Here is a 23,010-nt window from a genome sequence, read left to right on the forward strand (position 1 = left end):
CGCGCCGGAAGTTCATCACTTGTCTCGCCGGCCCAGCTTCCTGCTGGCGGCGTTGCCGGTCCGCCCGAGTACAACCCGGTACGAGGACGAACCGGCGCCTTGCCAGCAGAAACCTGGATCCGCCGAGATAAGCAACAGACTTCCGGCGCGGGACACTAGACCGGGTTCAGCGGCAGCAGCTTGCGGCCGGTCGGGCCGATCTCGATGTCGGTGCCCATCGCGGGGCACACGCCGCAGTCGAAGCACGGGGTCCAGCGGCAGTCGTCGAGCTCGCGCTCGTCCAGCGCCTCCTGCCAGTCCTCCCAGAGCCATTCCTTGTCCAGACCCGAGTCCAGGTGGTCCCAGGGCAGGACCTCGTCCTCGGCGCGCTCGCGGGTGGTGAACCACGCGAGGCTCACGCCCAGCGGCTCGAGCTCCTCCGCGGCGGCGGAGATCCAGCGCTCGTAGGAGAAGTGCTCGCTCCAGCCGTCGAACCGGCCGCCGTTGCGCCACGCCCGCTCGATCACCGCGCCGACCCGGCGGTCGCCGCGGGACAGCAGCCCTTCGACGATGCTCGGTTTGCCGTCGTGGTAGCGCATCCCGATGTTGCGGCCGAGGTTGCGGTCGGAGTTGACCGCCTCGCGCAGCTTGCGCAGCCGGTCGTCCACCGTGTCCGGGTCGCACTGCGCGGCCCACTGGAACGGCGTGTGCGGCTTGGGCACGAACCCGCCGATGGAGATCGTGCAGCGGATGTCCTTGCGGCCACTGGCCTCCCGGCCCGCGCGGATGACCTCCTTGGCCATCGCGGCGATCTGCAGCACGTCGTCGTCGGTCTCGGTGGGCAGCCCGCACATGAAGTACAGCTTCACCTGCCGCCAGCCGTTCGCGTACGCGGCGCTGACCGTGCGGATGAGGTCCTCTTCGGACACCATCTTGTTGATGACGCGGCGGATCCGCTCGCTGCCGCCCTCCGGGGCGAACGTCAGGCCGGAGCGCCTTCCGTTGCGGGACAGCTCGTTGGCGAGGTCGATGTTGAACGCGTCGACCCGGGTCGACGGGAGCGACAGGCCGGTGTTGGTGCCCTCGTACCGGTCCGCGAGGCCCTTGGTGATCTCGGCGATCTCCGAGTGGTCCGCGCTGGACAGGGACAGCAGGCCGACCTCCTCGAAGCCGCTCGCCTCGAGTCCCTTGTGGACCATCGCGCCGATGCCCTCGATGGACCGCTCGCGCACCGGCCGGGTGATCATGCCGGCCTGGCAGAACCGGCAGCCGCGGGTGCAGCCACGGAAGATCTCCACGCTCATCCGCTCGTGCACGCTCTCCGCGAGCGGCACCAGCGGCTGCTTCGGGTACGGCCACGCGTCGAGGTCCATCGTGGTGCGCTTGGCGACCCGCTCCGGCACCCGGTCGCGGTTGGGCGTGACCGGGTTGAGCGCGCCGTCGCCGGCGAAGCTCACGTCGTAGAAGCGCGGCACGTACACGCCGCCGGTCTCGGCGAGCCGGGTGAGGATCTCGTCCCGGCCGCCGGGCGAGCCCTCCCGCTTCCACGCGCGCACCAGGTCGGTGATCTCGAGGACGGCCTCCTCGCCGTCGCCGAGGACGGCCGCGTCGATGAAGTCGGCGATCGGCTCCGGGTTGAACGCGGCGTGCCCGCCGGCGAGCACGATCGGGTGCTCGCCGGTGCGGTCGGCGGCGTGCAGCGGGATACCGGCGAGGTCGAGCGCGGACAGCATGTTGGTGTAGCCCAGCTCGGTGGCGAAGCTGATGCCGAGCAGGTCGAACGCGCCGACCGGGCGGTGCCCGTCGACGGTGAACTGCGGCACGCCGTGCTCGCGCATCAGCGCCTCGAGGTCGGGCCACACCGCGTACGTCCGCTCGGCCAGGACGTCGGGCTGCTCGTTGAGCACCTCGTAGAGGATCATGACGCCCTGGTTGGGCAGGCCGACCTCGTAGGCGTCGGGATACATCAACGCCCAGCGCACGGTAGTGGCGTCCCAGTCCTTGACGGTCGAGTTCAGCTCCCCGCCGACATACTGGACCGGCTTGGACACCCTGGGCAGCAACGGCTCGAGACTGGGAAAAACGGACTCCATAATGCGGCCAGCCTAACCCGCGCGTCTTGGCGATCACCTGTTGCGCCGATGATCGCGAAGCGAGACAGTTGAACAGTTGACTACCCGTCCTGCCTCTTGGAGGTCATCGTGGACGTCGTCGCCCTCATCGGACGCATCCTGTTCGCCGTTCTGTTCATCGGCTCCGGCTATGCCCACGTCACCCAGGCCGAAACCATGGGTGGGTACGCCGCGAGCAAGGGCGTGCCCATGGCAAAGGTCGCCACCCTCGCCAGTGGCGTGCTGATCATCGTGGGCGGGCTGCTGGTGCTGCTGGGGATCTGGCTCGACCTCGGCGCCCTGCTGCTGGTGGTCTTCCTGCTCCCGACCGCGTTCCTGATGCACGCGTTCTGGAAGGAGACGGACCCGCAGGCCAAGCAGCTGGAGATGGTCAATTTCAACAAGGCCGTCGGGCTGGGTGGGGCCGCCCTGCTGATCTTCGCACTCTACGCCGGCTACGGCGACGCCGTCGGCATCACGATCACTGGCCCGCTGTTCTGAGCCCCGGTCCTGCTGCTGCGCCGCCGGCTCAGCGCAGCAGCAGGACGCCCAGCCTGCGCGACGCCACGACCACGCCGATCGCGGCCATCACCACGAAGTACGCGAGGTGGCCCAGGATCGACAGGTCGACGAACCCGGTGGACAGCGCCCGCATGATCTCGATCGCGTGGTAGAGCGGCAGGCACTGGACGGCGACCTGGACCGGTCCCGGGTAGACGGCGAGCGGGAAGAACGTCGTGGAGAACAGGAACATCGGCATCAGCGCGAGCTGCACCAGGTCGAAGTCCTGCCAGGACCGCATGAACGTGGTGCACGCCATGCCGATGGCGGCGAACGAGAACGCCACCAGCAACGCCGCCGGCAGCGCGAGCACCGCCCACGACGAGGCGAGGAGCCCCATGCCGAGCATCACGGCCAGGAAGCCGCACGCGTACATCCCGCCGCGCAGCAGCGCCCAGGCGATCTCACCGACGGCGACGTCGACCGGGCCGAGCGGGGTGGCCAGCATCGCGTCGTAGAGCCTGGCGTACTTGAACTTGAAGAAGATGTTGAAGGTGGCGTCGTACACCGCGCCGTTCATCGCGGACGCGGCCAGCAGCGCCGGCGCGACGTAGGCCACGTAGCCGATGGGCTCGCCGCCCGGCCCGGCGACGTCGCCGACCAGCCTGCCGAACCCGACACCCATGGCGAACAGGTAGAACAGCGGCTCGCAGAACCCGGACACGACCGCGAGCCAGGCCCGCCGGTTGACCAGCATCGACCGCTCCACCAGGACCCGCGCCCGGCCGGCGTACATGCCGGTCGGCAGCATCCGAAGCAGCAGCCCGCCCCGCGGCGGCGCCTCGTCCATCGTGGCCGTCACGACGACAGCCGCCGCCGGTAGTTGCGCGCGGCGATCCGGGCGCCGCCGAGGAACAACGCGAGCAGGAACGCGAGGTGGCCGAGCGCGGGCCACCAGGCGAGCGTGCCGAACGCGGCGTCCCGGCCGAACTCGGTGCCGTGCCAGACCGGGGTGACCCAGGCGATCGGGCGGATCCACACCGGCAGCTGCTCGACGGGGAAGAACGCGCCGGCGAACAGTGTCATGGGCATCACGACGAACCGGAAGATCGCATTGAACTGCTGCCCCTCCGACTCGATGGTGGCCGCGTAGGCCGTGATCGGCGCGGCGACGGCCAGCCCGGTGAGCACGGCGACCACGAGCGTCAGCAGCACCCCCGGCCCGGTGAGCGTGCCGAGTGCCGCCGCGACCACCAGGTAGGCGGCGCCGGCCCCGGCCAGCCGGATGCCGACCCAGCTGAGGTGGCCGGCGAGGATCTGCGCGGGACTGATCGGCGACGCGCTGATGGCGTGGTAGGTCTGCTGCCACTTGAACGCCGACAGGACGGGGTAGGTGGACTCGAACGCGGCGATCTGCGCGGCCGTGGCCACCAGCAGCGCGGGCGCGAGGTAGACGACGTAGCGCAGGCCCCCGGTGGCGTCGGTCGACTGGACCTGCGAGCCGAGACCGAACCCCAGCGCCAGCAGGAACAGCACCGGCTGGACGATGCTGGAGACCACGGTGGCCCGCCAGTTGCGGCGGTACCAGGTCCACATGCCCTCGACCACGATAAGCGGGCCCCGCACGAGCCCGAGCACCCGGCCCGTGCTCGGCCGCGGCACGGCCGGCGCGTCCACTTCGGACTGTCGGGTCATCGGCCGGTCCTCCGGGTGGGCCGCGGCCTCAGGTGACCGACGTGAGCGTGAGGTGGTAGACCACGTTCACCGCGAGGTCGCCGCTGCTCCCCGTGATCACCAGCTCGTGCGGCCCGGCCTTCAGCAGCGGCAACGCGAACCAGAGGCCGCAGCCGAAGCCGCCGTACGTGCCCGCGATCCCGGTGGTCGGGTTGTCCTGGGCGGCCAGGAGGCAACCGAACTGCTCGGCGATCAGCGGCACAGTTCTGGGTCAGCCCGGTAACCACCATCGGTGTGCTTGTCACCCCTTCCCTAGTCCACCAACGTTCGGCCGGTCAACCGTAAGAAGACGTCCTCGAGGGTGCTGCGCCGCACGATGCTGGAGACAGGCCGCACGCCCCGCGCATGCACCGCCTCGAGCACGGTCTCGCCGTCGGCGGCGTAGAGCAGGACGCGGTCGGGCAGCACCTCGACCCGGTCGGCGAGGTCCTCCAGCGCGTGCCCGGTGTTCTCACCGGGCGGGAAGCGCAGCTCCAGCACCTCGCGGGTGGAGTACCGGCCGATGAGCTCGGCGGGGCTGCCCTCGGCGACGATGCGCCCGCCGTCCATGACGACCAGGCGGTCGCACAGCTGCTCGGCCTCGTCCATGTAGTGAGTGGTGATGATGAGCGTGACGCCGCTCTGCTTGAGCCGGAACAGCCGGTCCCACAGCAGGTGCCGGGCCTGCGGGTCGAGGCCCGTGGTCGGCTCGTCGAGCAGCATCAGTTCGGGGTCGTTGATGAGCGAGCGGGCGATGGTGAGCCTGCGCTTCATGCCCCCGGACAGCGGCTCGACCTCGTCGTCGGCGCGCTCGGTGAGCTGGGCGAAGTCGAGCAGTTCGGCCGCCTTCTCGCGGACGTGGGACTTGGACAGCCCGAAGTAGCGGCCGTAGACGTGCAGGTTCTGCCGCACGGTGAGCTCGGAGTCGAGGTTGTCCAGCTGTGGCACCACGCCCAGCCGGGCCCGGATCCGCGGCCCGTCCCGCTCGGGGTCCATGCCCAGGACCGTGAGCTCGCCGCCGGACCGGGGCGAGACGCATCCCACCATCCGCATGGTGGACGACTTGCCCGCGCCGTTGGGCCCCAGGAACCCGAACGCCTCGCCCCGCCGGACCTCGACGTCGATCCCGTCGACCGCGGCGAACTCGCCGAACCGCTTCACCAGCCCCCGCGCGCGAACCAGCGCACCGTTGTCACCCACGCTCGGCAGACTAGATGCCGGCACCGACAAGTCGAACGAGTTTACGTGCCGAGCCGACGTGGACCGGGTCCGGCGAACCGTCGGTCGAGAGGCGGGATCCGCAGCGCGCGGCGCAGCCAGCCGCTGGTCGACCAGGTCGGCCAGGCCGCGGTCGAGGGTCTGCACGACCGTGTCGTGGCGAACGTGCGCTCGGTCAGCGCACCGTCACGGATTGTTGATGACGAGTTCGCCCACCGTTCACCAGCCCTCGGCCGAGTCAGACCTCGGGGAACCAGAGGTCGATCTCGCGCTTGGCCGACTCCGGGGAGTCCGAGCCGTGCACGATGTTGTACTGCACCTCGACGGCGAAGTCGCCGCGGATGCTGCCGGTGGCGGACTGCACCGGGTTGGTGGCGCCGGCCAGCTGCCGGAACGCCGCGATCGCGTTCTCGCCCTCGACGACCATCGCGACCAGCGGGCCGGAGGTGATGAACTCGAGCAGCGACTCGTAGAACGGCTTGCCCGCGTGCTCGGCGTAGTGCTGCTCGGCCACCGAACGCTCGACGTTCCGCAGCTCCAGCGCGGCCAGCGTGAGGCCCTTGCGCTCGATGCGGGAGATGACCTCCCCGACCAGGCGACGGCTGACACCGTCCGGCTTCACGAGGACCAAACTGCGCTCGCTCACGACTCTCCTTCAGACACTGGATGTGTGTGCCGGCGCAGCCTAGCGTCCCGCCTCGGGACCGTTACCGTGAACGCCGTGCCAGCAGATCTGATCACCATCGACGTCTCCTCGAGCCAGCCGCCGTTCGAGCAGGTCCGCTCCCAGCTGGCCCGCCGGATCAGCGACCGCACGCTGGCCGTCGGTACCCGGCTGCCGACCGTCCGCGCACTCGCCACCGAGCTCGGCCTCGCCGCGAACACCGTCGCGCGGGCCTACCGCGAGCTCGAGGAGGCCGGCATGGTCGAGACCCGCGGCCGGGCCGGCACGTTCGTCAGCGCGCTCGGCGACCGCAGCCGGATCGCGCTGCGCCAGGCCGCCGCGGAGTACGCGGCCACCGTGCACGCGCTGGGCATCGACACCGACGAGGCCATGGAGGCGGCCCGAGCAGCGCTCAGCTGAGCGTCGCGACGAGCGCGGCCGGCCGGCCGGCCGGCTTCAGTCCTCTGTGGACCCGGGCTTGGCGGCCCGCTGGCCCGGCAGCCGCCCTTCGGCCATCCGGCGCGCGACGTCCCAGCGCATCCACAGCAGGATCGCCCACACCACGCCGAACACGAGTCCCAGGATGCCCAGCGCGGGCAGCGCGAGCCAGCAGACGATCATCACGACCTGCAGGCCGGCCGCGACCCAGATGCCGTACGGCTTGCGCAGCACCGCGCAGGTGAGCAGCAACGCGAGCGCCAGCACGCCGACCAGCACGCCCTGCCAGGTGGCCATGCCGCTGCCCAGGTTGGCGACGACCGGCATGGACAGCAGCACGACGATGACCTCGAGCAGCAGCGTCGCCGCCATCACCCCGGCGAACGACCTCATCGGGTTGGCGGGCGGCTTGGTGCTCACGCGGGCTGCTTTCCGAAGAGCGCCCGGGTCTCACCCGCGGTGACGACGGAGCCCGTGACCACCACGCCGACACCGGACATGGGCTCGTTGGTCCCGATGTCCTCCTCGGCGAGGCGGATCGCGGTCTCCACCGCGTCGTCCAGCCGGGGCGCCACGGTCACCCGGTCCACGCCGAACATCTCGACCGCGACCTCCCCGAGCTCGTTCGGATCCATCGCCCGCTCGGAGGAGTTCGTGGTGATCACCACCTCGTGCAGCACCGGCTCCAGCGCGGCCAGGATGCCCTGGACGTCCTTGTCCCGCATGGCCCCCACGACGCCGACCAGGTTGCGGAACCCGAAGTCCTCGTCCAGCGCGGTCGCGAGCGCGCGGGCGCCGTGCGGGTTGTGCGCCGCGTCGACGAACACGCTCGGCGCCGAGCGGACCCGCTCCAGCCGGCCCGGCACGACCACCGACGCGAAACCCTCCCGGATCGCCTCACTGTCCAGCGCCCGTTGCGCGCCCGCGCCGAAGAACGCCTCCACCGCGGCGAGCGCCAGCGCCGCGTTGTCGGCCTGGTGCGCGCCGTGCAGCGGCAGGAAGATCTCGTCGTACGCGCCGCCGAGCCCTTGCAGCTTGAGCTGCTGCCCGCCGACCGCGACGTCCCGGCGCAGCACGCCGAACTCCATGCCCGCCCTGGCGACCGTGGCGTCCACCTCGGCACACCGTTCCAACAGGACGGTCGCGACCTCGGGCGACTGCTCGGCGAGCAACGCGATCGCGCCGGGCTTGATGATCCCCGCCTTCTCGCGCGCGATGCCGGCGAGGTCCGGGCCGAGGTACTCGACGTGGTCGACCCCGATCGGACCCACCACCGCGACCCGGGCGTCGGCCACGTTGGTGGCGTCCCAGGTGCCGCCGAGGCCGACCTCGAGCACCGCCGCGTCGACCGGCGCGTCGGCGAACGCGGCGAACGCCATGCCGGTGAGCACCTCGAACTTGGAGAGCTGCACCTCCGCGCCGCGGTCGATCATCGCCATGTACGGCTCGACATCCCGGTACACCTCGACGTAGCGCTCCGGCGCGATCGGCGCCGAGTCGATCGCGATCCGCTCGGTCACCAGCTGCAGGTGGGGGCTGGTGAACCGGCCGACCCGCAGGCCGATCCGGCTGAGCAGCGCGTCGATCATCCGCGCCACCGACGTCTTGCCGTTGGTGCCCGCGACATGTAGTGCCGGGTAGGTCCTGTGTGGGTCGCCGAGCATGTCGACGAGTGCCGCGATCCTGGTCAGCGACGGCTCGATCCTGGTCTCGGGCCAGCGGGTGTTGAGCTCCGCCTCGACCTGGCGGAGGTCGTCCCAGACCGACTCGTCCACTGTGGACATCCGGTCAGCTCCCCGGCATGGCGTCGAGCCGGGCCGTGATCCGCTCGATCTCGGCGGCGGCGACCTCGCGCCGGGCCGTGATCTTGGCGACCACCTCGGCAGGCGCCTTGTCGGTGAAGTTGGGGTTGCCCAGCTTGGCGTCGCAGCCGGCCAGCTCCTTCTCCGCCGCGGCGAGGTCCTTGGCGAGGCGCTTGCGTTCGGCGGCGATGTCGACCGTGCCGGACAGGTCCAGCTCCACCACCACGCTGCCACCGGCCAGCGCGACCTCGAGCGACGCGCTCGCGGTGAACGCCTCGCCCGGCGCCTCCAGCCGGGCCAGCGCGGCCACGGCCGGCGCGAGCGCGGACAGCCCCGCCGCGTCCACACCGGACAGTCGGGCCGGGACCCGCTGGCCGGGCTTGACGCCCTGGTCGGACCGGAACCGGCGGATCTCGGTGACGAGCTTCTGCACCCCGTCGACCCGCCGCGCCGCCTCGGTGTCGGCCGCGTGCCCGGACGCCGCGGGCCACGCCGCGACCACCAGCGACTCCTCTCCGGTGAGCGTGGTCCACAAGCGCTCGCTGACGAACGGGACCAGCGGGTGCAGCAGGCGCAGCACGACGTCGAACACGTGGCCGAGCACGGCCCGGGTCGAGTCGGCGCGCTCGCCGCCCTCGGCGATCTGCACCTTGGCGAGCTCGAGGTACCAGTCGCACAGCTCGCCCCAGGTGAAGTGGTAGAGCGCGTCGCACAGCTTGGCGAACTGGTAGTCCTCGTACAGACCGTCCACTTCGGACACGACGGCGTCAGTGAGGTCGAGGATCCACCGGTCGGCATCGGTGAGCGTGTCGCGCGCCGGCACCTCCCGGGCCGTCGTCGCGCCGTTCATCAGCGCGAACCGGGTGGCGTTCCACAGCTTGTTGCCGAAGTTGCGGGAGCCACCCGCCCACTCCTCGGAGATCGCCATGTCGCTGCCCGGGTTGGCACCGCGGGCCAGGGTGAACCGGGTGGCGTCGGCACCGAAGCGGTCCAGCCAGTCCAGCGGGTCGATGACGTTGCCGCGGGACTTGGACATCTTCTTGCCGGTGGGGTCGCGGACGAGCCCGTGCAGGAAGACGTGGTCGAACGGCTGCGCGCCGTCCATCGCGTACAGCCCGAACATCATCATCCTGGCCACCCAGAAGAACAGGATGTCGTAGCCGGTGACCAGCAGGTGGTTCGGGTAGAAGCGCTCGAGGTCCTTGGTCTGCTCCGGCCAGCCGAGGGTCGAGAACGGGAACAGCGCCGAGGAGAACCACGTGTCGAGCACGTCCGGGTCCTGGTGCCACCCATCGCCCTCGGGCGGCTCCTCGTCCGGGCCGACGCACACGACCTTGTCGTTGGGCCCGTACCAGACCGGGATGCGGTGACCCCACCACAGCTGGCGCGAGATGCACCAGTCGTGCATGTTGTCGACCCAGTCGAAGTAGCGCTTGACGAGGTCCTGCGGATAGATCGTGGTCCGGCCGTCGCGCACCGCGTCACCCGCGGCCTTGGCGAGCGGCTCGACCTTGACGAACCACTGCAGCGACAGCCGCGGCTCGACCACCGTGCCGCAGCGGGTGCAGTGCCCGACCGAGTGCACGTACGGCCGCTTCTCCGCGACGATCCGGCCGTGCGCGCGCAGCGCCGCGACCACCGCGGGCCGCGCCTCGAACCGGTCCAGACCTTCGAACGGGCCGTGCGCGGTGATCACCGCGCGCTCGTCCATGATCGTGATCGCCGGCAGGTGGTGGCGCCGGCCGATCTCGAAGTCGTTCGGGTCGTGGGCGGGGGTGACCTTGACCGCGCCGGTGCCGAACTCCGGGTCGACGTGCTCGTCGGCGACGACCGGGATCATCCGCCCGGTGAGTGGCAGCTCGACCTCGGTGCCGACGAGGTGCTTGTAGCGCTCGTCGTCCGGGTGCACCGCGACCGCGGTGTCGCCGAGCATCGTCTCCGCGCGGGTGGTGGCCACGACGATCGAGTGGTCGCGGTCCCCGTAGCGGACGGAGACGAGCTCGCCCTCGTCGTCGGAGTGCTCGACCTCGATGTCCGAGAGCGCCGTGTGGCAGCGCGGGCACCAGTTGATGATCCGCTCGGCGCGGTAGATCAGCCCGTCCTCGAACAGCCGCTTGAAGATCGTCTGGACGGCCCGGGACAGGACCTCGTCCATGGTGAACCGCTCGCGGGTCCAGTCGACCCCGTCGCCCATCCGGCGCATCTGGTTGAGGATCTTGCCGCCGGACTCGGCCTTCCACTGCCACACCCGGTCGACGAACGCCTCCCGGCCCAGGTCGTGGCGGGACTTCCCCTCGCCGGCGAGCTCGCGCTCGACCACGTTCTGGGTGGCGATGCCGGCGTGGTCCATGCCGGGGAGCCACAGCACCTCGTAGCCCTGCATCCGGCGGCGCCGGGTGATCGCGTCCATGAGGCTGTGCTCGAGGGCGTGGCCCATGTGGAGCCTGCCGGTGACGTTCGGCGGCGGGATGATGATGCAGAACGGCGGCTTGTCGCTCGTCGGGTCGGCGGTGAAGTAGCCGGCGTCCACCCATCGCTGGTACAGCTCCGCCTCTACCGTCGCCGGCTCCCAGGCCGGCGGTAGGTCGGTGGTCTGCCGCGATGAGGTTCCAGTCACGCTCGAAGAGTCTACGAACCGCGCTGACCGGCATGCATTCGAGTTCCCCGGAGCCGGACTTGTTAACACTGCGAACGGCTGAATCGATGTGCTGAGCACCAGATAGTTCATGTTTTGGCTGGTTGATGCGTCAACCACAGCACACTTGGGGAGCCGGTGAACCCTCGCCAGTCCGCCGCTGACCCGGCGGCCGAGGATGCCGAGTGGGCGGGCCGTGTCCAACGCGCGGCCAGCGCCGACGTGCGGCAACTGCTGCGCACCGCGCGGCGGCGCCGGCATGCCCGCTGGCTGGCCGGCGGGCTCGTGATCCTCGCGGTCGGCGCGGTGCTGACCCTGCTGATCAGGGCGGGGACGTTCGACCCTTCTTCGGGGCCGAGCCCGCGGCCGCGCCGCTGACCGGGACGGCCCCGGCGGCCGCGACGGCGACGGCGCCGCTGGTCGACCTGTCCCGACCGTTCGACTCCACCCCGGCCCAGGACTGGGCCGACGGGGCCGCGGGCATCGCCGCACCGGCGCCGGAGGCGGTCGGCGGGTTCAGCGCCGAGCAGGTCGCGGCGGCCACCGCGCTCGTGCGGGACGTGCTGGTGGCGAGCCGGCTGGACCGGCGGATGGTGGTCGACCACGACCCGTCGGCGTTCCTGGACAAGCTCGCGCCCGACGCGCGCCGGCAGCTTGAGCCGCTGTTCATCGGCGGGCGCGAGCCCGAGGTGCAGTCGCTGGTCAGCCTGGTGTCGGACACCGCGAAGCTGCTGCCGGCGCAGGCCAAGGTCGACGGCGAGATGAACGTCACCGCGGGGGACGCTGGCGAGCTGGTGGTCCACACCAACTACGTGTTCGTCTACGCGTTCGAGCCGCAGGGCCCGACGCGGCTGGTGGACGCCATGAACGTGCTGGTCGTGGTGCGCGCGGACGTCGACTACGTGCTCCGGGCGGGCGACCATTGGACGGCGAGCAGCCAGGGCCTCTGGTACGGCGACGCGACAGGCTACGCGTACTCGATGGGGTGCGAGACGTACCGGAAGGGTTACCTCACGCCGGCGTCGACGGAGCGCGCGGTGACCGCGAGCCAGTCCCGCGAGCCGGCGACGTACTTCGACCCGGCCAGCCCGCTGCCGGCCACGAGCGGCTGCCCGGCCTGATCTTGTGACTTTTGGCTCACCGGGCATGTCCGGTGCCCGCGGTGCGTTATGTCTCGTGCCCCCCATCGGAGTGACCAGGAGCGTGCGATGACCCAGGCGCCGAACAAGCTGACGATGTACTCGACCACATGGTGCGGTTACTGCCGCAGACTGAAGTCGCAGATGGACCGCGAGGGCATCGAGTACGCCGAGGTGGACATCGAGCGCACGCCGGGTGCGGCCGACTTCGTGATGAGCGTGAACGGCGGCAACCAGACCGTTCCGACCGTCCACTTCCCGAACGGCGCGGCCCTGACCAACCCCACACTGGCCCAGGTCAAGGACCAGCTCGCGGCCTGACCTCCCACGGCGCCGGCCCCGCTCCGGCGGGGCCTCGTCAGGTGAGCAGGGCCATCGCGGCGTTGTGGCCGGCTATGCCGCTCACGCCACCGCCCCTGGTCGCGCCGCTGCCGCACAGGAGCAGGTTGGGCACGTCCGTCGCCACGCCCCAGTCGCCGGTGCCGTCGGTGCGGTACGGCCACGCCAGGTCGCCGTGGAAGATGTGGCCGCCCGGCATCGCGAGCTCCTCCTCCAGGTCGAGCGGGGTGCGGGCCTCGACGCACGGGCGGCCGTCCACGTCGGTGGCCACGCAGTCCTCGATCGGGTCCTCGAGGTGGCGGTTCAGGGCCGCGACATAGCGGTCCACCAACGTGTCGCGGAGGCGCGCGTTGTCGGCGGCGAAGAGCGGGGCCGGCAGGTGCAGCCCGAACAGCGTGAGCGTGTGCAGTCCCGAATCCACAATGGACTCGTCGGTCAGCGTGTGGCAGTACATCTCGCCGGGCAACGGATCGGGGACCTCGCCCGCGGCACTCGCCCGGTAGGCGTCCTCGAGCTCCACATAGGACTCGTCGAGGTGGAACGTGCCCGCGAACGCCACCCTCGGATCGACGCCGGAGCGCAGCCGCGGGAGCTTGCGCAACAACACGTTGATCTTGAGCTGGGCCCCGGCAGGTGGCTCGGATGTGCGCCCCCGCAAGCGATCCAGCACCGCGGGCGCGACGCCGGCGAGCACATGCCCCGCCGCCACCGTGACCTCCTCGTCGCCCGCCACGTACCGGACCTGCGCCGAGTCCCCGTCCGCGTCGACGGCGGTCACCTCGGCGCCGGTGACGAGCGTCGCGCCGGCCTCGCGCGCGACGCGCGCCAGCTCGCCGCTGACCGCACCCATGCCGCCGACCGGCACCCGCCACTCACCGGTGCCGTCGCCGATCAGGTGGTACAGGAAGCATCGGTTGGCCAGCAACGACTCCGACCGCAGCGACGTGTGCGTGCCGATCAACGCGTCGGTGGCGACCACGCCACGCACCAGGTCGTCGGCGAACGTCTCCTCGATCGCCTCGCCGATCGGGCGCTCGAACACCTGACGCCACAACGGTTCCCCGGCGGCCTCGACGACCAGTGAACGCAGCGCGTCGCGCGACGGCAGCGGGGAGAGCATGGTCGGCGCGACGGCCTTCGCCATCGCGGCGAGCTCGCCGTACCAGCGCGACCAGCTCGCGAACTCGGCGTCCGATCCGGTGAGCGCGCGGAACGACGCCGCGGTCGCCGGTCCAGGCTCGCGCTCCACCAGCAGCCCGCCCGGGGCGCCGGACCGCGGCGTCGGCGTGTACGACGACACCGCGCGCGACCGCAACGAGATCCGCAGCCCCAGGTCCGCCACGATCGCGCTGGGTAGCAGGCTCACCAGATAGGAGTATCGGGACAGTCGGGCGCCGACCCCGGGGAACGGGGGGGCGCTGATGGCCGCACCGCCCACCCGGTCGAGTCGTTCGAGCACCAGGACCGAGCGGCCGGCGCGGGCCAGGTAGGCGGCGGCGACCAGGCCGTTGTGGCCACCGCCGACCACTACCACGTCATAGCGTTGCGTCACCCGGTTCAAGGTACTAGCGCCCCCCGCGCCCCCGAGCGCGTCGCGGTCTCAGCCGGCAAGGGCGAGCAACTCGTCGACCGACCAGTGATCGCTCGCGTGCCGGCCGTACTTGGCGGCTCGCTGCACGCCGTCGGGGCCGACGAGGAAGTCCGCGGGCAGTCCGTTGACGCTGTCGCCCTTGACGAAGACCTTTCCGCCGGCGCGTCTGCCGCGCGCTATGACGGACCAGGCCCTCGGGTCCACGGTGCCCGCACCGGATCCTGACGAGTTGGTCTCGAGGGGTCTCACGAGACCTCCTGGCGCCACCTTCGTCGAGCGGCGTGTAGAACGAGAACCGTATCATCTGAGTTCGAAATCATCTCCGGATGCGGCTCATACGGCCACCGCGCGACGAGCCCGGACGGCGCTGCGCTCCGGCCGGGGCGCGGGCCGCGACTTCTCCTGGCACTCGCGCGAGGCGCGGGCCAGCCGGGACTGCTCGGCGTCGGCGGCCAGGTCGGCGCGGCGGCTGCTGGCGATGATGTCGGCGCCGAACGAATCCATGACGATCTCCATTTCTGGGCAAGCAGAACCGGGCCGTCGGTCGACGGCCGATATCGGGTCGGATCGGGTCAGTCCCGGGTGGGCGGGATCGAGGTGGAGAGGAAGATGCCCACCGAGCGCGCGCCCTCGGGGCGCAGCTCCGGGTTCTGGCGGCGATCCCTGTACTTCTCCATCAGGTCACGCACGGCCGAGCGCAGCTCGTCGACCTCGTCGGGAGTCAGGAACTCCTTGGTGTTGTCCACCCCGACGACTCCCCGCCACTCGGGCGGGTTGAGGTGTGCGGTCAGGCTGCGCTCCTTGATCTGGTTGAGCTCGTAGTCGAGGAAGGCACTCGACGCCGCCCGCGCGGCGATCGCGCCGTCGTCGTCCATCCCCTCGGTGCTCAGCTGGAAGCCGTCGCGCACGGCGCGCCACGGCTTCTCCCGACCCTGCCCACCCTCGGCCTTCTCGACGTAGTGGTACTTCGCGAGGAGGTTGAGGTGGTAGGAGCAGTTGGCCACGCTCTCGCCGGTCTCCTGGGCGCACCGGGTCGCCGTCGCGGTTCCCGCGCGCCCCAGGATCTCGAGCAGCTGCCAGCGCAGCGGGTGCGCCAGCGCGCGGAGCGCCTTCGGGTCGGTGATCTTCGGTGCGGCTTCGGCCATGTTCGAAAGATACCTTGCTAAGCAACTCTTTAGCAAGAGTTCTTTCTAAAGAGTTCTTGCGAACGCCCGGACTGTAGGTTGTATGCCATGGGACGGGTGACCGTACGTCGACCGGTTCTGCGGCTCTCGGAGGACGGCAGCCGCCGACGGCAGGACGCGCTAGCGGCCGAGGAGCCGCTGGAGATCAGGGTCGACGGCAAGGCGCTCGCGGTCACGATGCGCACGCCCGGCCACGACGTGGAGCTGGCGCACGGCTTCCTGCTCACCGAGGGCGTCATCGGCGCCACCGCGGACGTCAGCACCGCGCGCTACTGCGACAGCGTCGACGACCAGGGCCGCAACACCTACAACGTGCTGGACCTGGCGCTCGCGCCGGGCGTCGAGCCGCCGGATGTCGGCGTGGAGCGCAACTTCTACACCACCTCGTCGTGCGGGGTGTGCGGCAAGGCGGCGCTGGACGCGGTGAAGCTGAAGACCCGGTTCTCCCCCGCGGGCGACGACTGCGCGGTCACGCCGGAGACGCTGGTGACGTTCCCCGACCTGCTGCGCGAGCGGCAGCGGGTGTTCGAGTCCACCGGCGGTCTGCACGCGGCCGGCATCTTCACCGCGGAGGGCGAGCTGCTGGTGCGCGAGGACGTCGGCCGGCACAACGCGGTCGACAAGGCCACCGGCTGGGCCCTGCTGGACGGCCGCGTCCCGCTGGGCGGGACCGTGCTGATGGTGTCCGGCCGCGCGTCGTTCGAGCTCGTCCAGAAGGCCGCGATGGCGGGCATTCCGGTGCTTGCCGCGGTGTCGGCGCCGTCGTCGCTCGCCGTGGAGCTGGCCGAGGAGCAGGGCATCACGCTCATCGGGTTCCTGCGCGGCACCAGCATGAACGTCTACACCGGCGCCGAACGGATCTCCGGGCGGATCACCGGTTCGTGACCATCCGGGTGTGCTTGTCGTGCACCCAGTCGAGCACCGCGGGCCACGGGCCGTAGCCGGCGTCGGTGTTGAGGTGCGCACCGCCCGGGATCACGTCGAGGTCGACCTTGAGCTGCGCGGCCATCTCGATCGCCTGCGCGACCGTGCAGGCGTGGTCGTCCTCGCCGACCACGACCTGGGTCCACGAGGCGGCCCTGCGCACCCCGGCAGCGTCCAGCGGCGCCGGGGTGAAGCCGTGCACGTCCGGGTGCTCCCAGCCGGGCCCGAGCGGCGAGACGAGCAGGACGCGGTCGAACCGCAGCGGCCGTTCGGCGTGGTCGTCGGTGAGCCGGGCGGCGTGGTGGAGCCAGAGGGCGGCCCCGGCGGAGTGGGCGAGCACGACGCGCTCGTCGGCGTCCGGGGCGGCGTGCAGGTGGTGGCGCAGCTCGGCGAGCCAGACCTCGAGGTCGGGCCGGTCGGGGTCGGTGAGCTGCGGGACGTCGACCACCCCGCCGATGTTGGCGAGCTCGCCGGCGAGCCAGCTCTGCCAGTGCTTCGGCCCGGATCCGGTGTGGCCGTGGAGAAGCAGGACGTAGGGCGGCATCGGCATGCCCCATCCTTGCACCGATGGAGGCGCCCCGTCGCCTGATCGCGCGGCAGCCCGCCGGGGTTTCCGGCGGGCTGCCGCGCGTTGCCGAGCGAGGCTAGGCGGACTTCTCGCGGCGCTCGCGGCGGGACGGCTGACGCGCCACGATCGTGGGGTTCACGTTCTCGCGGACGGTCTGCTCGGTGATGACGACCTTGGCGACGTCGGTGCGGCTCGGGATGTCGTACATCACCGGCTGCAGCACCTCCTCCATGATCGCGCGCAGGCCGCGGGCGCCGGTGCCGCGCAGGATGGCCTGGTCGGCCACCGCCTCCAGCGCGTTGTCGGTGAACTCCAGCTCGACGCCGTCCATCTCGAACAGCTTCTGGTACTGCTTGACCAGGGCGTTGCGCGGCGCGGTGAGGATCTGCACCAGCGACGGCTTGTCGAGGTTGGTGACGCTCGCGACCACCGGGAGCCGGCCGATGAACTCGGGGATCAGCCCGAACTTGATCAGGTCCTCGGGCATGGTGTCGGAGAAGAAGTCGGTGGTGTCGATCTCGGCCTTGGAGCGGATCTCGGCGCCGAAGCCCAAACCCCGCTTGCCGATCCGGTCCTGGATGATCCGGTCCAGCCCGGCGAACGCGCCGGCCACGATGAACAGCACGTTCGTGGTGTCGATCTGGATGAACTCCTGGTGGGGGTGCTTGCGCCCGCCCTGCGGCGGCACCGACGCGGTGGTGCCCTCCAGGATCTTCAGCAGCGCCTGCTGCACGCCCTCGCCGGAGACGTCGCGGGTGATCGACGGGTTCTCGCTCTTGCGGGCGATCTTGTCGACCTCGTCGATGTAGATGATGCCGGTCTCGGCACGCTTCACGTCGTAGTCGGCGGCCTGGATGAGCTTCAGCAGGATGTTCTCGACGTCCTCGCCCACGTAACCGGCCTCGGTGAGCGCGGTGGCGTCGGCGATCGCGAACGGCACATTGAGCAGTTTCGCGAGGGTCTGCGCCAGGTAGGTCTTGCCGCAGCCGGTGGGGCCGAGCAGCAGGATGTTGGACTTGGACAGCTCGACGGTCTCGTCGCGGGACTCGCGGCCGCCACCCTCGCGCGGCTCCGGCCTGGCCCGGTCACCGGCCTGGATGCGCTTGTAGTGGTTGTAGACCGCGACCGCGAGCGAGCGCTTGGCCTCGTCCTGCCCGATCACGTACTGGTCGAGGAACTCGTCGATCTCGGCCGGCTTGGGCAGCTCGTCGAGCTTGACGTCACCCGCCTCGGCCAGCTCTTCCTCGATGATCTCGTTGCAGAGGTCGATGCATTCGTCGCAGATGTATACGCCGGGACCGGCGATCAGTTTCTTCACCTGCTTCTGGCTCTTCCCGCAGAAAGAACACTTCAGCAGGTCGCCACCGTCACCGATACGCGCCATGACCGCTGACCTCTGTCCCCTCCGGCGTGCCGGGAGCACACCTGGATTTATGGCTGAACGGGCCTCGACTGCCAGTGTCGCGCACTGCACTCCAGGCCCGGTCGTGTGCCTGTTGCCTTTGACGGTACCTGCCAACCCCCACTCAGTGGGAGAACCTACCCGCCGAGTTGTCGGATTCGGCCTATCAGGTGCCCCGCACCCGCTGGAGGCGTGACCGCCCTCCGCACAGGGTCGGGTCGGCGCCTCACGACCGGGTAGCGGAGAGCTTCCGGTACGACAACACCTCGTCGACGATGCCGTAGTCCTTGGCCTCGTCAGCCGTGAGGATCTTGTCCCGCTCGATGTCCTTGCGGACCTCGTCGGCCGACTTGAGAGTGTGCCTGGCCAGCGTCGACTCCATGAGCCGCCGGACCCGCTGGATCTCGTTGGCCTGGATCTCGAGGTCGGACACCTGGCCGTAGACGCCCTCCATCGCGGGCTGGTGGATCAGCACGCGGGCGTTGGGCAGGGCGAAGCGCTTGCCCGGCGTGCCGGCCGCGAGCAGCACGGCCGCCGCGGACGCCGCCTGGCCCAGGCAGTAGGTCACCACGTCCGGGCGGCAGAACTGCATGGTGTCGTAGATCGCCATCAGCGAGGTGAAGGAGCCGCCCGGGGAGTTGATGTACAAGATGATGTCGCGGTCCGGGTCGACCGACTCCAGGTAGAGCAGCTGCGCCATCACGTCGTTGGCCGACGCGTCGTCGATCTGCACGCCGACGAAGATGATCCGCTCTTCGAACAGCTTGTTGTACGGGTTGGACTCCTTGACCCCGTAGCTGGTCCGCTCCACGAAGGAGGGCAGCACATACCGGGCCTGAGGTGCGTATAGGTCACTCACTGTCAAGTCTCCTAGGTCTGGCCCGGTCAGCGGCCGCTGCCGTTGGGGGTCTGCGTGACCCTGTTGACCACGTGGTCGACGAAGCCGTAGTCACGCGCCTCCTCGGCGGTGAACCAGCGGTCGCGGTCGGCGTCGGCGGTGATCCTCTCCACCGTCTGGCCGGTCTGGTCGGCGGTCAGCTCCGCCATCTCCAGCTTCCACTTGCCGAGGATCTCGGCGCGGATGGCGATGTCGGAAGCGGTGCCGGCGACGCCACCGGAGGGCTGGTGCATCATGATCCGCGCGTGCGGCAGGGCGTAGCGCTTGCCTGCGGTGCCGGACGAGAGCAGGAACTGGCCCATCGACGCGGCCATGCCCATCGCCCAGGTCGCCACGTCGGGCTCGATGTGCTGCATGGTGTCGTAGATCGCCATGCCCGCCGTGACCGAGCCACCCGGCGAGTTGATGTAGAAGGTGATCTCCTTCTCCGGGTCCTCGGCGGCCAGCAGCAGCAGCTGCGCCGTGATCCGGTTGGCGATGTCGTCGTCCACCTCGGAACCGAGGAAGACGATGCGCTCCCGGAGCAGCCGCTCGTACACGGAGTCGTTCAGGGTGAGCCCTGCGGTCCCGGACCGCATGTCGGGCATCCGCAGTGGTTGCGTCACGTCTGCCTGCTTTCGCTGGAAATGACCTTGGTCTGTCTCACGTTCGACATTAACGAAGGAGGACGCGGCGACATGCCCTGGACGGCCCAAGTTCGCTCAGAGCGTCACTGATCGGCTGGCGCCGGCTCGTTCTCGGCGGCCGGCTCGTCGCGCGGGCCGAACAGTTCTTCGAGATCGACGTCGTTGCCCGAGGCGTCGGAGACCGTGGCCAGGCGCACCACCGAGGCCAGCGCCTTGCCGCGCCGGACGTCGGCGAAGATCGCGCCGAGCTGGCCGGACTGCTGGGCGCGCTGGACGTACTCGTCCGGGCTGATGCCGAAGCGCTGGGCCTGGTAGATGATCCGCTCGGTGAGCTCGTTGTCGTCGACGGACACGTTCTCGGCCTCCGCGATCGAGTCCAGCACCAGCTGGGTCTTGACGGCCTTCTCGGCCTCCTCGCGGACGTCGGTGTCGAACTCCTCGCGGGTCTTGCCCTGCTCGGTGAGGAACTCGTTGAAGCGGTCCTCGTCGTGGTCGAAGGTGTGCACCGCGTCGTGCTGGCGGCTCTCGACCTCGGACTCGACGACGCTCTCCGGCAGCGGCACCTCGGTGACCTCGAGCAAGGCCTCGAGGACCTTGTCGCGGGCCTGGACGCCCTGCTGCATGCGCTTGACGCGGGTGAGCCGCTCGCGCAGGTCGCCCCGCAGCGCGTCGACGGTGTCGAACTCGCTGGCCAGCTGGGCGAAGTCGTCGTCCGGCTCCGGGAGCTCGCGCACCTTGACGGTCTGGACGGTGACCTTGACCTCGGCGTCGCGGCCGGCGTGCTCGCCGGCGACCAGCTTGGTCGTGAAGGTCTTCGTCTCGCCGGCCGACGTGCCGATGATGGCCTCGTCGATGCCCTCGATCATCTCGCCGGAGCCGACCTCGTAGGACAGCCCGGAGGTCTTGGCCTCCTCGACCTCCTCGCCGTCGACGGTGGCCTCGAGGTCGATGGAGACGAAGTCCCCGGTCTCCGCGGCCCGGTCGACGCCGGCGAGCGTGCCGAAGCGGGCGCGCAGCTCGTCGAGCTGCTCGTCGACCTCCTCGTCGCTCAGCTCGATGTCCTCGACCGTGACCGACAGCTCACCGAACGCGGGGATGGTGATGTCGGGCCGGATGTCGACCTCGGCGGTGAAGGCCAGGTGGTCGCCGTCCTCGATCTTGGTGACCTCGATCTCCGGGCGGCCCAGGACGCGGACCTCCTCGGCGGTGATGACCTCGCTGTACTTGGCGGGGATCGCCTCGTTGACGACCTCGTCGAGGATGGGAGCGCGGCCGATCCGCTGCTCGATGACACGCGCGGGCGCCTTACCCGGCCGGAAGCCCGGGATGCGAACCTGGTTCGCGATCTTGCGGTACGCGCGGTCGAAGTTCGGCTTGAGCTCGTCGAACGGCACCTCGACGTTGATCCGGACCCGCGTCGGGCTCAGGTGCTCGACGGTGCTCTTCAACGTGATCTCCTAGGGCTGGTGTGACTGACACGCCCGAGGCCGACCTGAGCCGCGGGGTCCGTCCGAGTCTATGGAACTCGCCGGCTCGCGGACGCGCCGGGGGCGGCCGTGGGCCACCCCCCTGCTGGTCGGGCTGACAGGATTTGAACCTGCGACCCTCCGCTCCCAAAGCGGATGCGCTACCAAGCTGCGCTACAGCCCGCCCCCACCGGTCGTGCTCGGGGGATGCCTGGACAGCGTATCGCGGCGCGCTAGGCTGTTTCCGCAGGACGCCTCGGACGGCGTATGCGGGTGTAGCTCAATGGCAGAGCCCCAGCCTTCCAAGCTGGTCATGCGGGTTCGATTCCCGTCACCCGCTCCAGTACTCCCCCGCAGCTCAGAAGGGGTGCCACCCTGTCTCGGGCAGCACTCCGTCCGGCCGTGGGCCATTAGCGGGCCATTAGGCCGCGTGTCCCTTGCCCTGGTCGTCGGCCTTCTGCTTGGTCTTCTTCTGGGCCTTCTTGCGGGCCGCTCGTGCCCGCCGGGTGACCGCCTTGGCGATCTCCTGGTCCCGCTCACTGGTCGCGTGCTGGTAGATCAGCGCGGCCCGCATGCTGCCGTGGCCCATCCGGTGCATGAGTTCCTTGGTGCTGGCGCCGGCCGAGGCCGCGAGGTGGTTACCGGTGTGCCGGAGGTCGTGGAAGTGGAAGCCTTCGGGCAGACCGGCCGCCTTGACCGACTCCGGCCAGCGAACCGACCGACGCCAGTTGCCACGCCTGAGCATCGCGCCCTTCTCGCCGACGAACACGAGCGCCGCATCACCGGATTCGACGAACCTGTCCAGGTGATCCGTCAGGTCGTCGACGATCAACTCGGGCAAGGCGACCGTACGAAAGCCAGCCGCGGACTTGGTCGGCCCGGCAACCATCTCCCCGGAGTTGAGCTGGGCGAGCCGCCGAGGCACCCGCACGGTCCGTTCCTCGGTGTCCACGTCACATCGGCGTAGCGCGATCAGCTCGCCCCACCGCAGCCCGGTGAAGGCGGCCGCCAGGACGAGCGCCCGGAACCGAGCCGGCATCTGGTCGGCGAGCGCGAACACCTGCGGCACGGACGCGACAGGACGCTCCGGGCTGTACTCCTGGTCCGCACCCTTGATCCGGCACGGGTTGCGCTTGATCCGCCCGTCGTCGGCCGCCGTGTTCATGATCGCGCGGAGCAGCTTGTATGCCTTGGCGATCCGGATGTCCGACCGCCCTTCCTCAGCGAGCGTCGCCCGCCAGGACCGAACGGTGTCGGTGCCGATGTCGCCGAGCGTCAGGTGGCCGAGGAACGGCACGACGTGAAGCCGGAAGGTGCGCGCGTGCTCCTCACGGGTCCGTTCTCCGAGCTTGCGCTCTTTGATCCACCGCGTGCCGAAGTCGGTGAGCGTGATCTTGCCGAGCAACGGGTCGATCCAGTCGCTGCGCAGCATGGCCGCCTCAGTTACCGTCAACCACTGCTCAGCGTCCCGTTTGGACGGAAACGTGTTGGGCGCGTTCCTCAGCTGACCATCCGGCCCGGGATACCTGGCCTGCCATCGCCCCGAACCACGTTGCCGAGCATTCCCGAATCGCCGGTGGCCGTCCTTGTTCGCCATCAGGCCACCTCCCCGAACCCACGCGCCGTGATCGGTGCGACCCGACCGGCCGCGACGAACGCGTCAAGGTCGGCCACGGCCAGGCGGACATGCCGCCCGATCTTGTGGAACGCGATCCGCCGCTCCGCGATCAGCCGCCGGACGAAGCGGACCGACGTGTTCAGGTAGTCAGCCGCCTCCGAGGCGGTCAGGTACTTGCTCATGGTCATCGCTTC

Annotated in this window: 25 protein-coding genes and 2 tRNA genes; 6 read left to right on the forward strand and 21 right to left on the reverse strand. The window is 70.2% G+C overall.

What is annotated here, in order from left to right:
- Positions 1 to 155: 155 nt before the first annotated feature.
- Positions 156 to 2,072 (reverse strand): TIGR03960 family B12-binding radical SAM protein, encoded by a 1,917-nt coding sequence (locus GEV28_RS25100; RefSeq protein ID WP_291414678.1) that lies wholly within the window; start codon positions 2,070 to 2,072, stop codon positions 156 to 158.
- Between the two features lie 108 nt (positions 2,073 to 2,180).
- Here GEV28_RS25100 and GEV28_RS25105 point away from each other — a divergent pair, with 108 nt between their 5' ends.
- On the forward strand, positions 2,181 to 2,591 hold the full coding sequence (locus GEV28_RS25105) for a DoxX family protein (RefSeq protein ID WP_291414679.1): 411 nt from the start codon (positions 2,181 to 2,183) through the stop codon (positions 2,589 to 2,591).
- A gap of 28 nt (positions 2,592 to 2,619) precedes the next feature.
- Here GEV28_RS25105 and GEV28_RS25110 read toward each other — a convergent pair whose 3' ends face one another.
- The 5 genes from GEV28_RS25110 to ndk form a co-directional block, all read right to left on the reverse strand.
- Entirely contained in the window at positions 2,620 to 3,441 is an 822-nt protein-coding gene (locus tag GEV28_RS25110; protein WP_291414712.1) for an ABC transporter permease, read from the reverse strand.
- Positions 3,442 to 3,449: 8 nt separating this feature from the next.
- Entirely contained in the window at positions 3,450 to 4,286 is an 837-nt protein-coding gene (locus GEV28_RS25115; protein ID WP_291414680.1) for an ABC transporter permease, read from the reverse strand.
- 28 nt (positions 4,287 to 4,314) lie between these two features.
- Positions 4,315 to 4,527 carry a hypothetical protein gene (locus tag GEV28_RS25120; RefSeq protein WP_291414681.1) on the reverse strand — a complete coding sequence of 71 codons (213 nt, stop codon included), beginning with the start codon at positions 4,525 to 4,527 and terminating at the stop codon, positions 4,315 to 4,317.
- 50 nt (positions 4,528 to 4,577) lie between these two features.
- Positions 4,578 to 5,504, reverse strand: coding sequence for an ABC transporter ATP-binding protein (locus tag GEV28_RS25125; protein ID WP_291414682.1), 927 nt, complete (start codon positions 5,502 to 5,504; stop codon positions 4,578 to 4,580).
- 256 nt (positions 5,505 to 5,760) lie between these two features.
- Positions 5,761 to 6,168: a nucleoside-diphosphate kinase gene (gene ndk / locus GEV28_RS25130; protein WP_291414683.1), complete on the reverse strand. Its 408-nt coding sequence runs from the start codon at positions 6,166 to 6,168 to the stop codon at positions 5,761 to 5,763.
- 87 nt (positions 6,169 to 6,255) lie between these two features.
- On the opposite strand from ndk, the gene GEV28_RS25135 reads away from it, so the two are divergent.
- The gene (locus GEV28_RS25135; RefSeq protein ID WP_291414713.1) at positions 6,256 to 6,606 is read left to right on the forward strand and encodes a GntR family transcriptional regulator; all 351 of its coding nucleotides are present in this window, start codon (positions 6,256 to 6,258) and stop codon (positions 6,604 to 6,606) included.
- A 36-nt stretch (positions 6,607 to 6,642) separates the two neighbouring features.
- Here GEV28_RS25135 and GEV28_RS25140 read toward each other — a convergent pair whose 3' ends face one another.
- From GEV28_RS25140 to GEV28_RS25150, 3 genes are read right to left on the reverse strand one after another with little or no spacing between them, the layout of a single operon-like run.
- On the reverse strand, positions 6,643 to 7,044 hold the full coding sequence (locus GEV28_RS25140) for a DUF4233 domain-containing protein (RefSeq protein ID WP_291414684.1): 402 nt from the start codon (positions 7,042 to 7,044) through the stop codon (positions 6,643 to 6,645).
- The gene (locus tag GEV28_RS25145) at positions 7,041 to 8,408 is read right to left on the reverse strand and encodes a folylpolyglutamate synthase/dihydrofolate synthase family protein (RefSeq protein ID WP_291414685.1); all 1,368 of its coding nucleotides are present in this window, start codon (positions 8,406 to 8,408) and stop codon (positions 7,041 to 7,043) included. The genes GEV28_RS25140 and GEV28_RS25145 overlap by 4 nt, the downstream gene beginning before the upstream one ends.
- A 4-nt stretch (positions 8,409 to 8,412) precedes the next feature.
- Positions 8,413 to 11,043 (reverse strand): valine--tRNA ligase, encoded by a 2,631-nt coding sequence (locus GEV28_RS25150; RefSeq protein ID WP_291414686.1) that lies wholly within the window; start codon positions 11,041 to 11,043, stop codon positions 8,413 to 8,415.
- Positions 11,044 to 11,246: 203 nt separating this feature from the next.
- On the opposite strand from GEV28_RS25150, the gene GEV28_RS25155 reads away from it, so the two are divergent.
- Positions 11,247 to 12,182 carry a hypothetical protein gene (locus GEV28_RS25155; RefSeq protein ID WP_291414687.1) on the forward strand — a complete coding sequence of 312 codons (936 nt, stop codon included), beginning with the start codon at positions 11,247 to 11,249 and terminating at the stop codon, positions 12,180 to 12,182.
- A gap of 87 nt (positions 12,183 to 12,269) precedes the next feature.
- Positions 12,270 to 12,521, forward strand: a complete 252-nt coding sequence (locus GEV28_RS25160) for a mycoredoxin (protein WP_291414688.1) — start codon at positions 12,270 to 12,272, stop codon at positions 12,519 to 12,521.
- Positions 12,522 to 12,558: 37 nt separating this feature from the next.
- On the opposite strand, the gene GEV28_RS25165 is transcribed toward GEV28_RS25160, so the two are convergent.
- The 4 genes from GEV28_RS25165 to GEV28_RS25180 form a co-directional block, all read right to left on the reverse strand.
- Positions 12,559 to 14,091, reverse strand: a complete 1,533-nt coding sequence (locus GEV28_RS25165; protein ID WP_291414689.1) for an NAD(P)/FAD-dependent oxidoreductase — start codon at positions 14,089 to 14,091, stop codon at positions 12,559 to 12,561.
- Between the two features lie 48 nt (positions 14,092 to 14,139).
- Positions 14,140 to 14,379: a hypothetical protein gene (locus GEV28_RS25170; protein ID WP_291414690.1), complete on the reverse strand. Its 240-nt coding sequence runs from the start codon at positions 14,377 to 14,379 to the stop codon at positions 14,140 to 14,142.
- 84 nt (positions 14,380 to 14,463) lie between these two features.
- Positions 14,464 to 14,634 carry a hypothetical protein gene (locus GEV28_RS25175; protein WP_291414691.1) on the reverse strand — a complete coding sequence of 57 codons (171 nt, stop codon included), beginning with the start codon at positions 14,632 to 14,634 and terminating at the stop codon, positions 14,464 to 14,466.
- A 68-nt stretch (positions 14,635 to 14,702) separates the two neighbouring features.
- Positions 14,703 to 15,275, reverse strand: a complete 573-nt coding sequence (locus tag GEV28_RS25180) for a helix-turn-helix domain-containing protein (protein ID WP_291414692.1) — start codon at positions 15,273 to 15,275, stop codon at positions 14,703 to 14,705.
- Between the two features lie 87 nt (positions 15,276 to 15,362).
- Here GEV28_RS25180 and fdhD point away from each other — a divergent pair, with 87 nt between their 5' ends.
- Entirely contained in the window at positions 15,363 to 16,199 is an 837-nt protein-coding gene (gene fdhD / locus GEV28_RS25185) for a formate dehydrogenase accessory sulfurtransferase FdhD (protein ID WP_291414693.1), read from the forward strand.
- Here the strand turns inward: fdhD and GEV28_RS25190 are convergent.
- The 6 genes from GEV28_RS25190 to GEV28_RS25215 form a co-directional block, all read right to left on the reverse strand.
- On the reverse strand, positions 16,186 to 16,788 hold the full coding sequence (locus tag GEV28_RS25190) for an alpha/beta hydrolase (RefSeq protein WP_291414694.1): 603 nt from the start codon (positions 16,786 to 16,788) through the stop codon (positions 16,186 to 16,188). The two genes, fdhD and GEV28_RS25190, sit on opposite strands and share 14 nt — an antisense overlap.
- Before the next feature lie 94 nt (positions 16,789 to 16,882).
- Positions 16,883 to 18,190: an ATP-dependent Clp protease ATP-binding subunit ClpX gene (clpX, locus tag GEV28_RS25195; RefSeq protein ID WP_291414695.1), complete on the reverse strand. Its 1,308-nt coding sequence runs from the start codon at positions 18,188 to 18,190 to the stop codon at positions 16,883 to 16,885.
- Positions 18,191 to 18,434: 244 nt separating this feature from the next.
- On the reverse strand, positions 18,435 to 19,067 hold the full coding sequence (locus tag GEV28_RS25200; protein WP_291414696.1) for an ATP-dependent Clp protease proteolytic subunit: 633 nt from the start codon (positions 19,065 to 19,067) through the stop codon (positions 18,435 to 18,437).
- A gap of 26 nt (positions 19,068 to 19,093) precedes the next feature.
- Positions 19,094 to 19,693: an ATP-dependent Clp protease proteolytic subunit gene (locus GEV28_RS25205; protein WP_291414714.1), complete on the reverse strand. Its 600-nt coding sequence runs from the start codon at positions 19,691 to 19,693 to the stop codon at positions 19,094 to 19,096.
- Positions 19,694 to 19,815: 122 nt separating this feature from the next.
- Positions 19,816 to 21,180 carry a trigger factor gene (gene tig, locus GEV28_RS25210; RefSeq protein ID WP_291414697.1) on the reverse strand — a complete coding sequence of 455 codons (1,365 nt, stop codon included), beginning with the start codon at positions 21,178 to 21,180 and terminating at the stop codon, positions 19,816 to 19,818.
- Between the two features lie 125 nt (positions 21,181 to 21,305).
- A tRNA-Pro gene (locus tag GEV28_RS25215) sits at positions 21,306 to 21,382 on the reverse strand.
- Between the two features lie 85 nt (positions 21,383 to 21,467).
- Between GEV28_RS25215 and GEV28_RS25220 the strand changes: the two genes are divergently transcribed.
- Positions 21,468 to 21,541, forward strand: a tRNA-Gly gene (locus tag GEV28_RS25220).
- A 78-nt stretch (positions 21,542 to 21,619) separates the two neighbouring features.
- Here GEV28_RS25220 and GEV28_RS25225 read toward each other — a convergent pair.
- The gene (locus tag GEV28_RS25225; RefSeq protein ID WP_291414698.1) at positions 21,620 to 22,651 is read right to left on the reverse strand and encodes a site-specific integrase; all 1,032 of its coding nucleotides are present in this window, start codon (positions 22,649 to 22,651) and stop codon (positions 21,620 to 21,622) included.
- A gap of 143 nt (positions 22,652 to 22,794) precedes the next feature.
- Positions 22,795 to 22,998: a helix-turn-helix domain-containing protein gene (locus GEV28_RS25230; RefSeq protein WP_291414715.1), complete on the reverse strand. Its 204-nt coding sequence runs from the start codon at positions 22,996 to 22,998 to the stop codon at positions 22,795 to 22,797.
- Positions 22,999 to 23,010: the final 12 nt, after the last annotated feature.

Origin of the sequence: Actinophytocola sp., assembly GCF_009379765.1 — a bacterium.
Classification (GTDB): domain Bacteria; phylum Actinomycetota; class Actinomycetes; order Mycobacteriales; family Pseudonocardiaceae; genus Actinophytocola.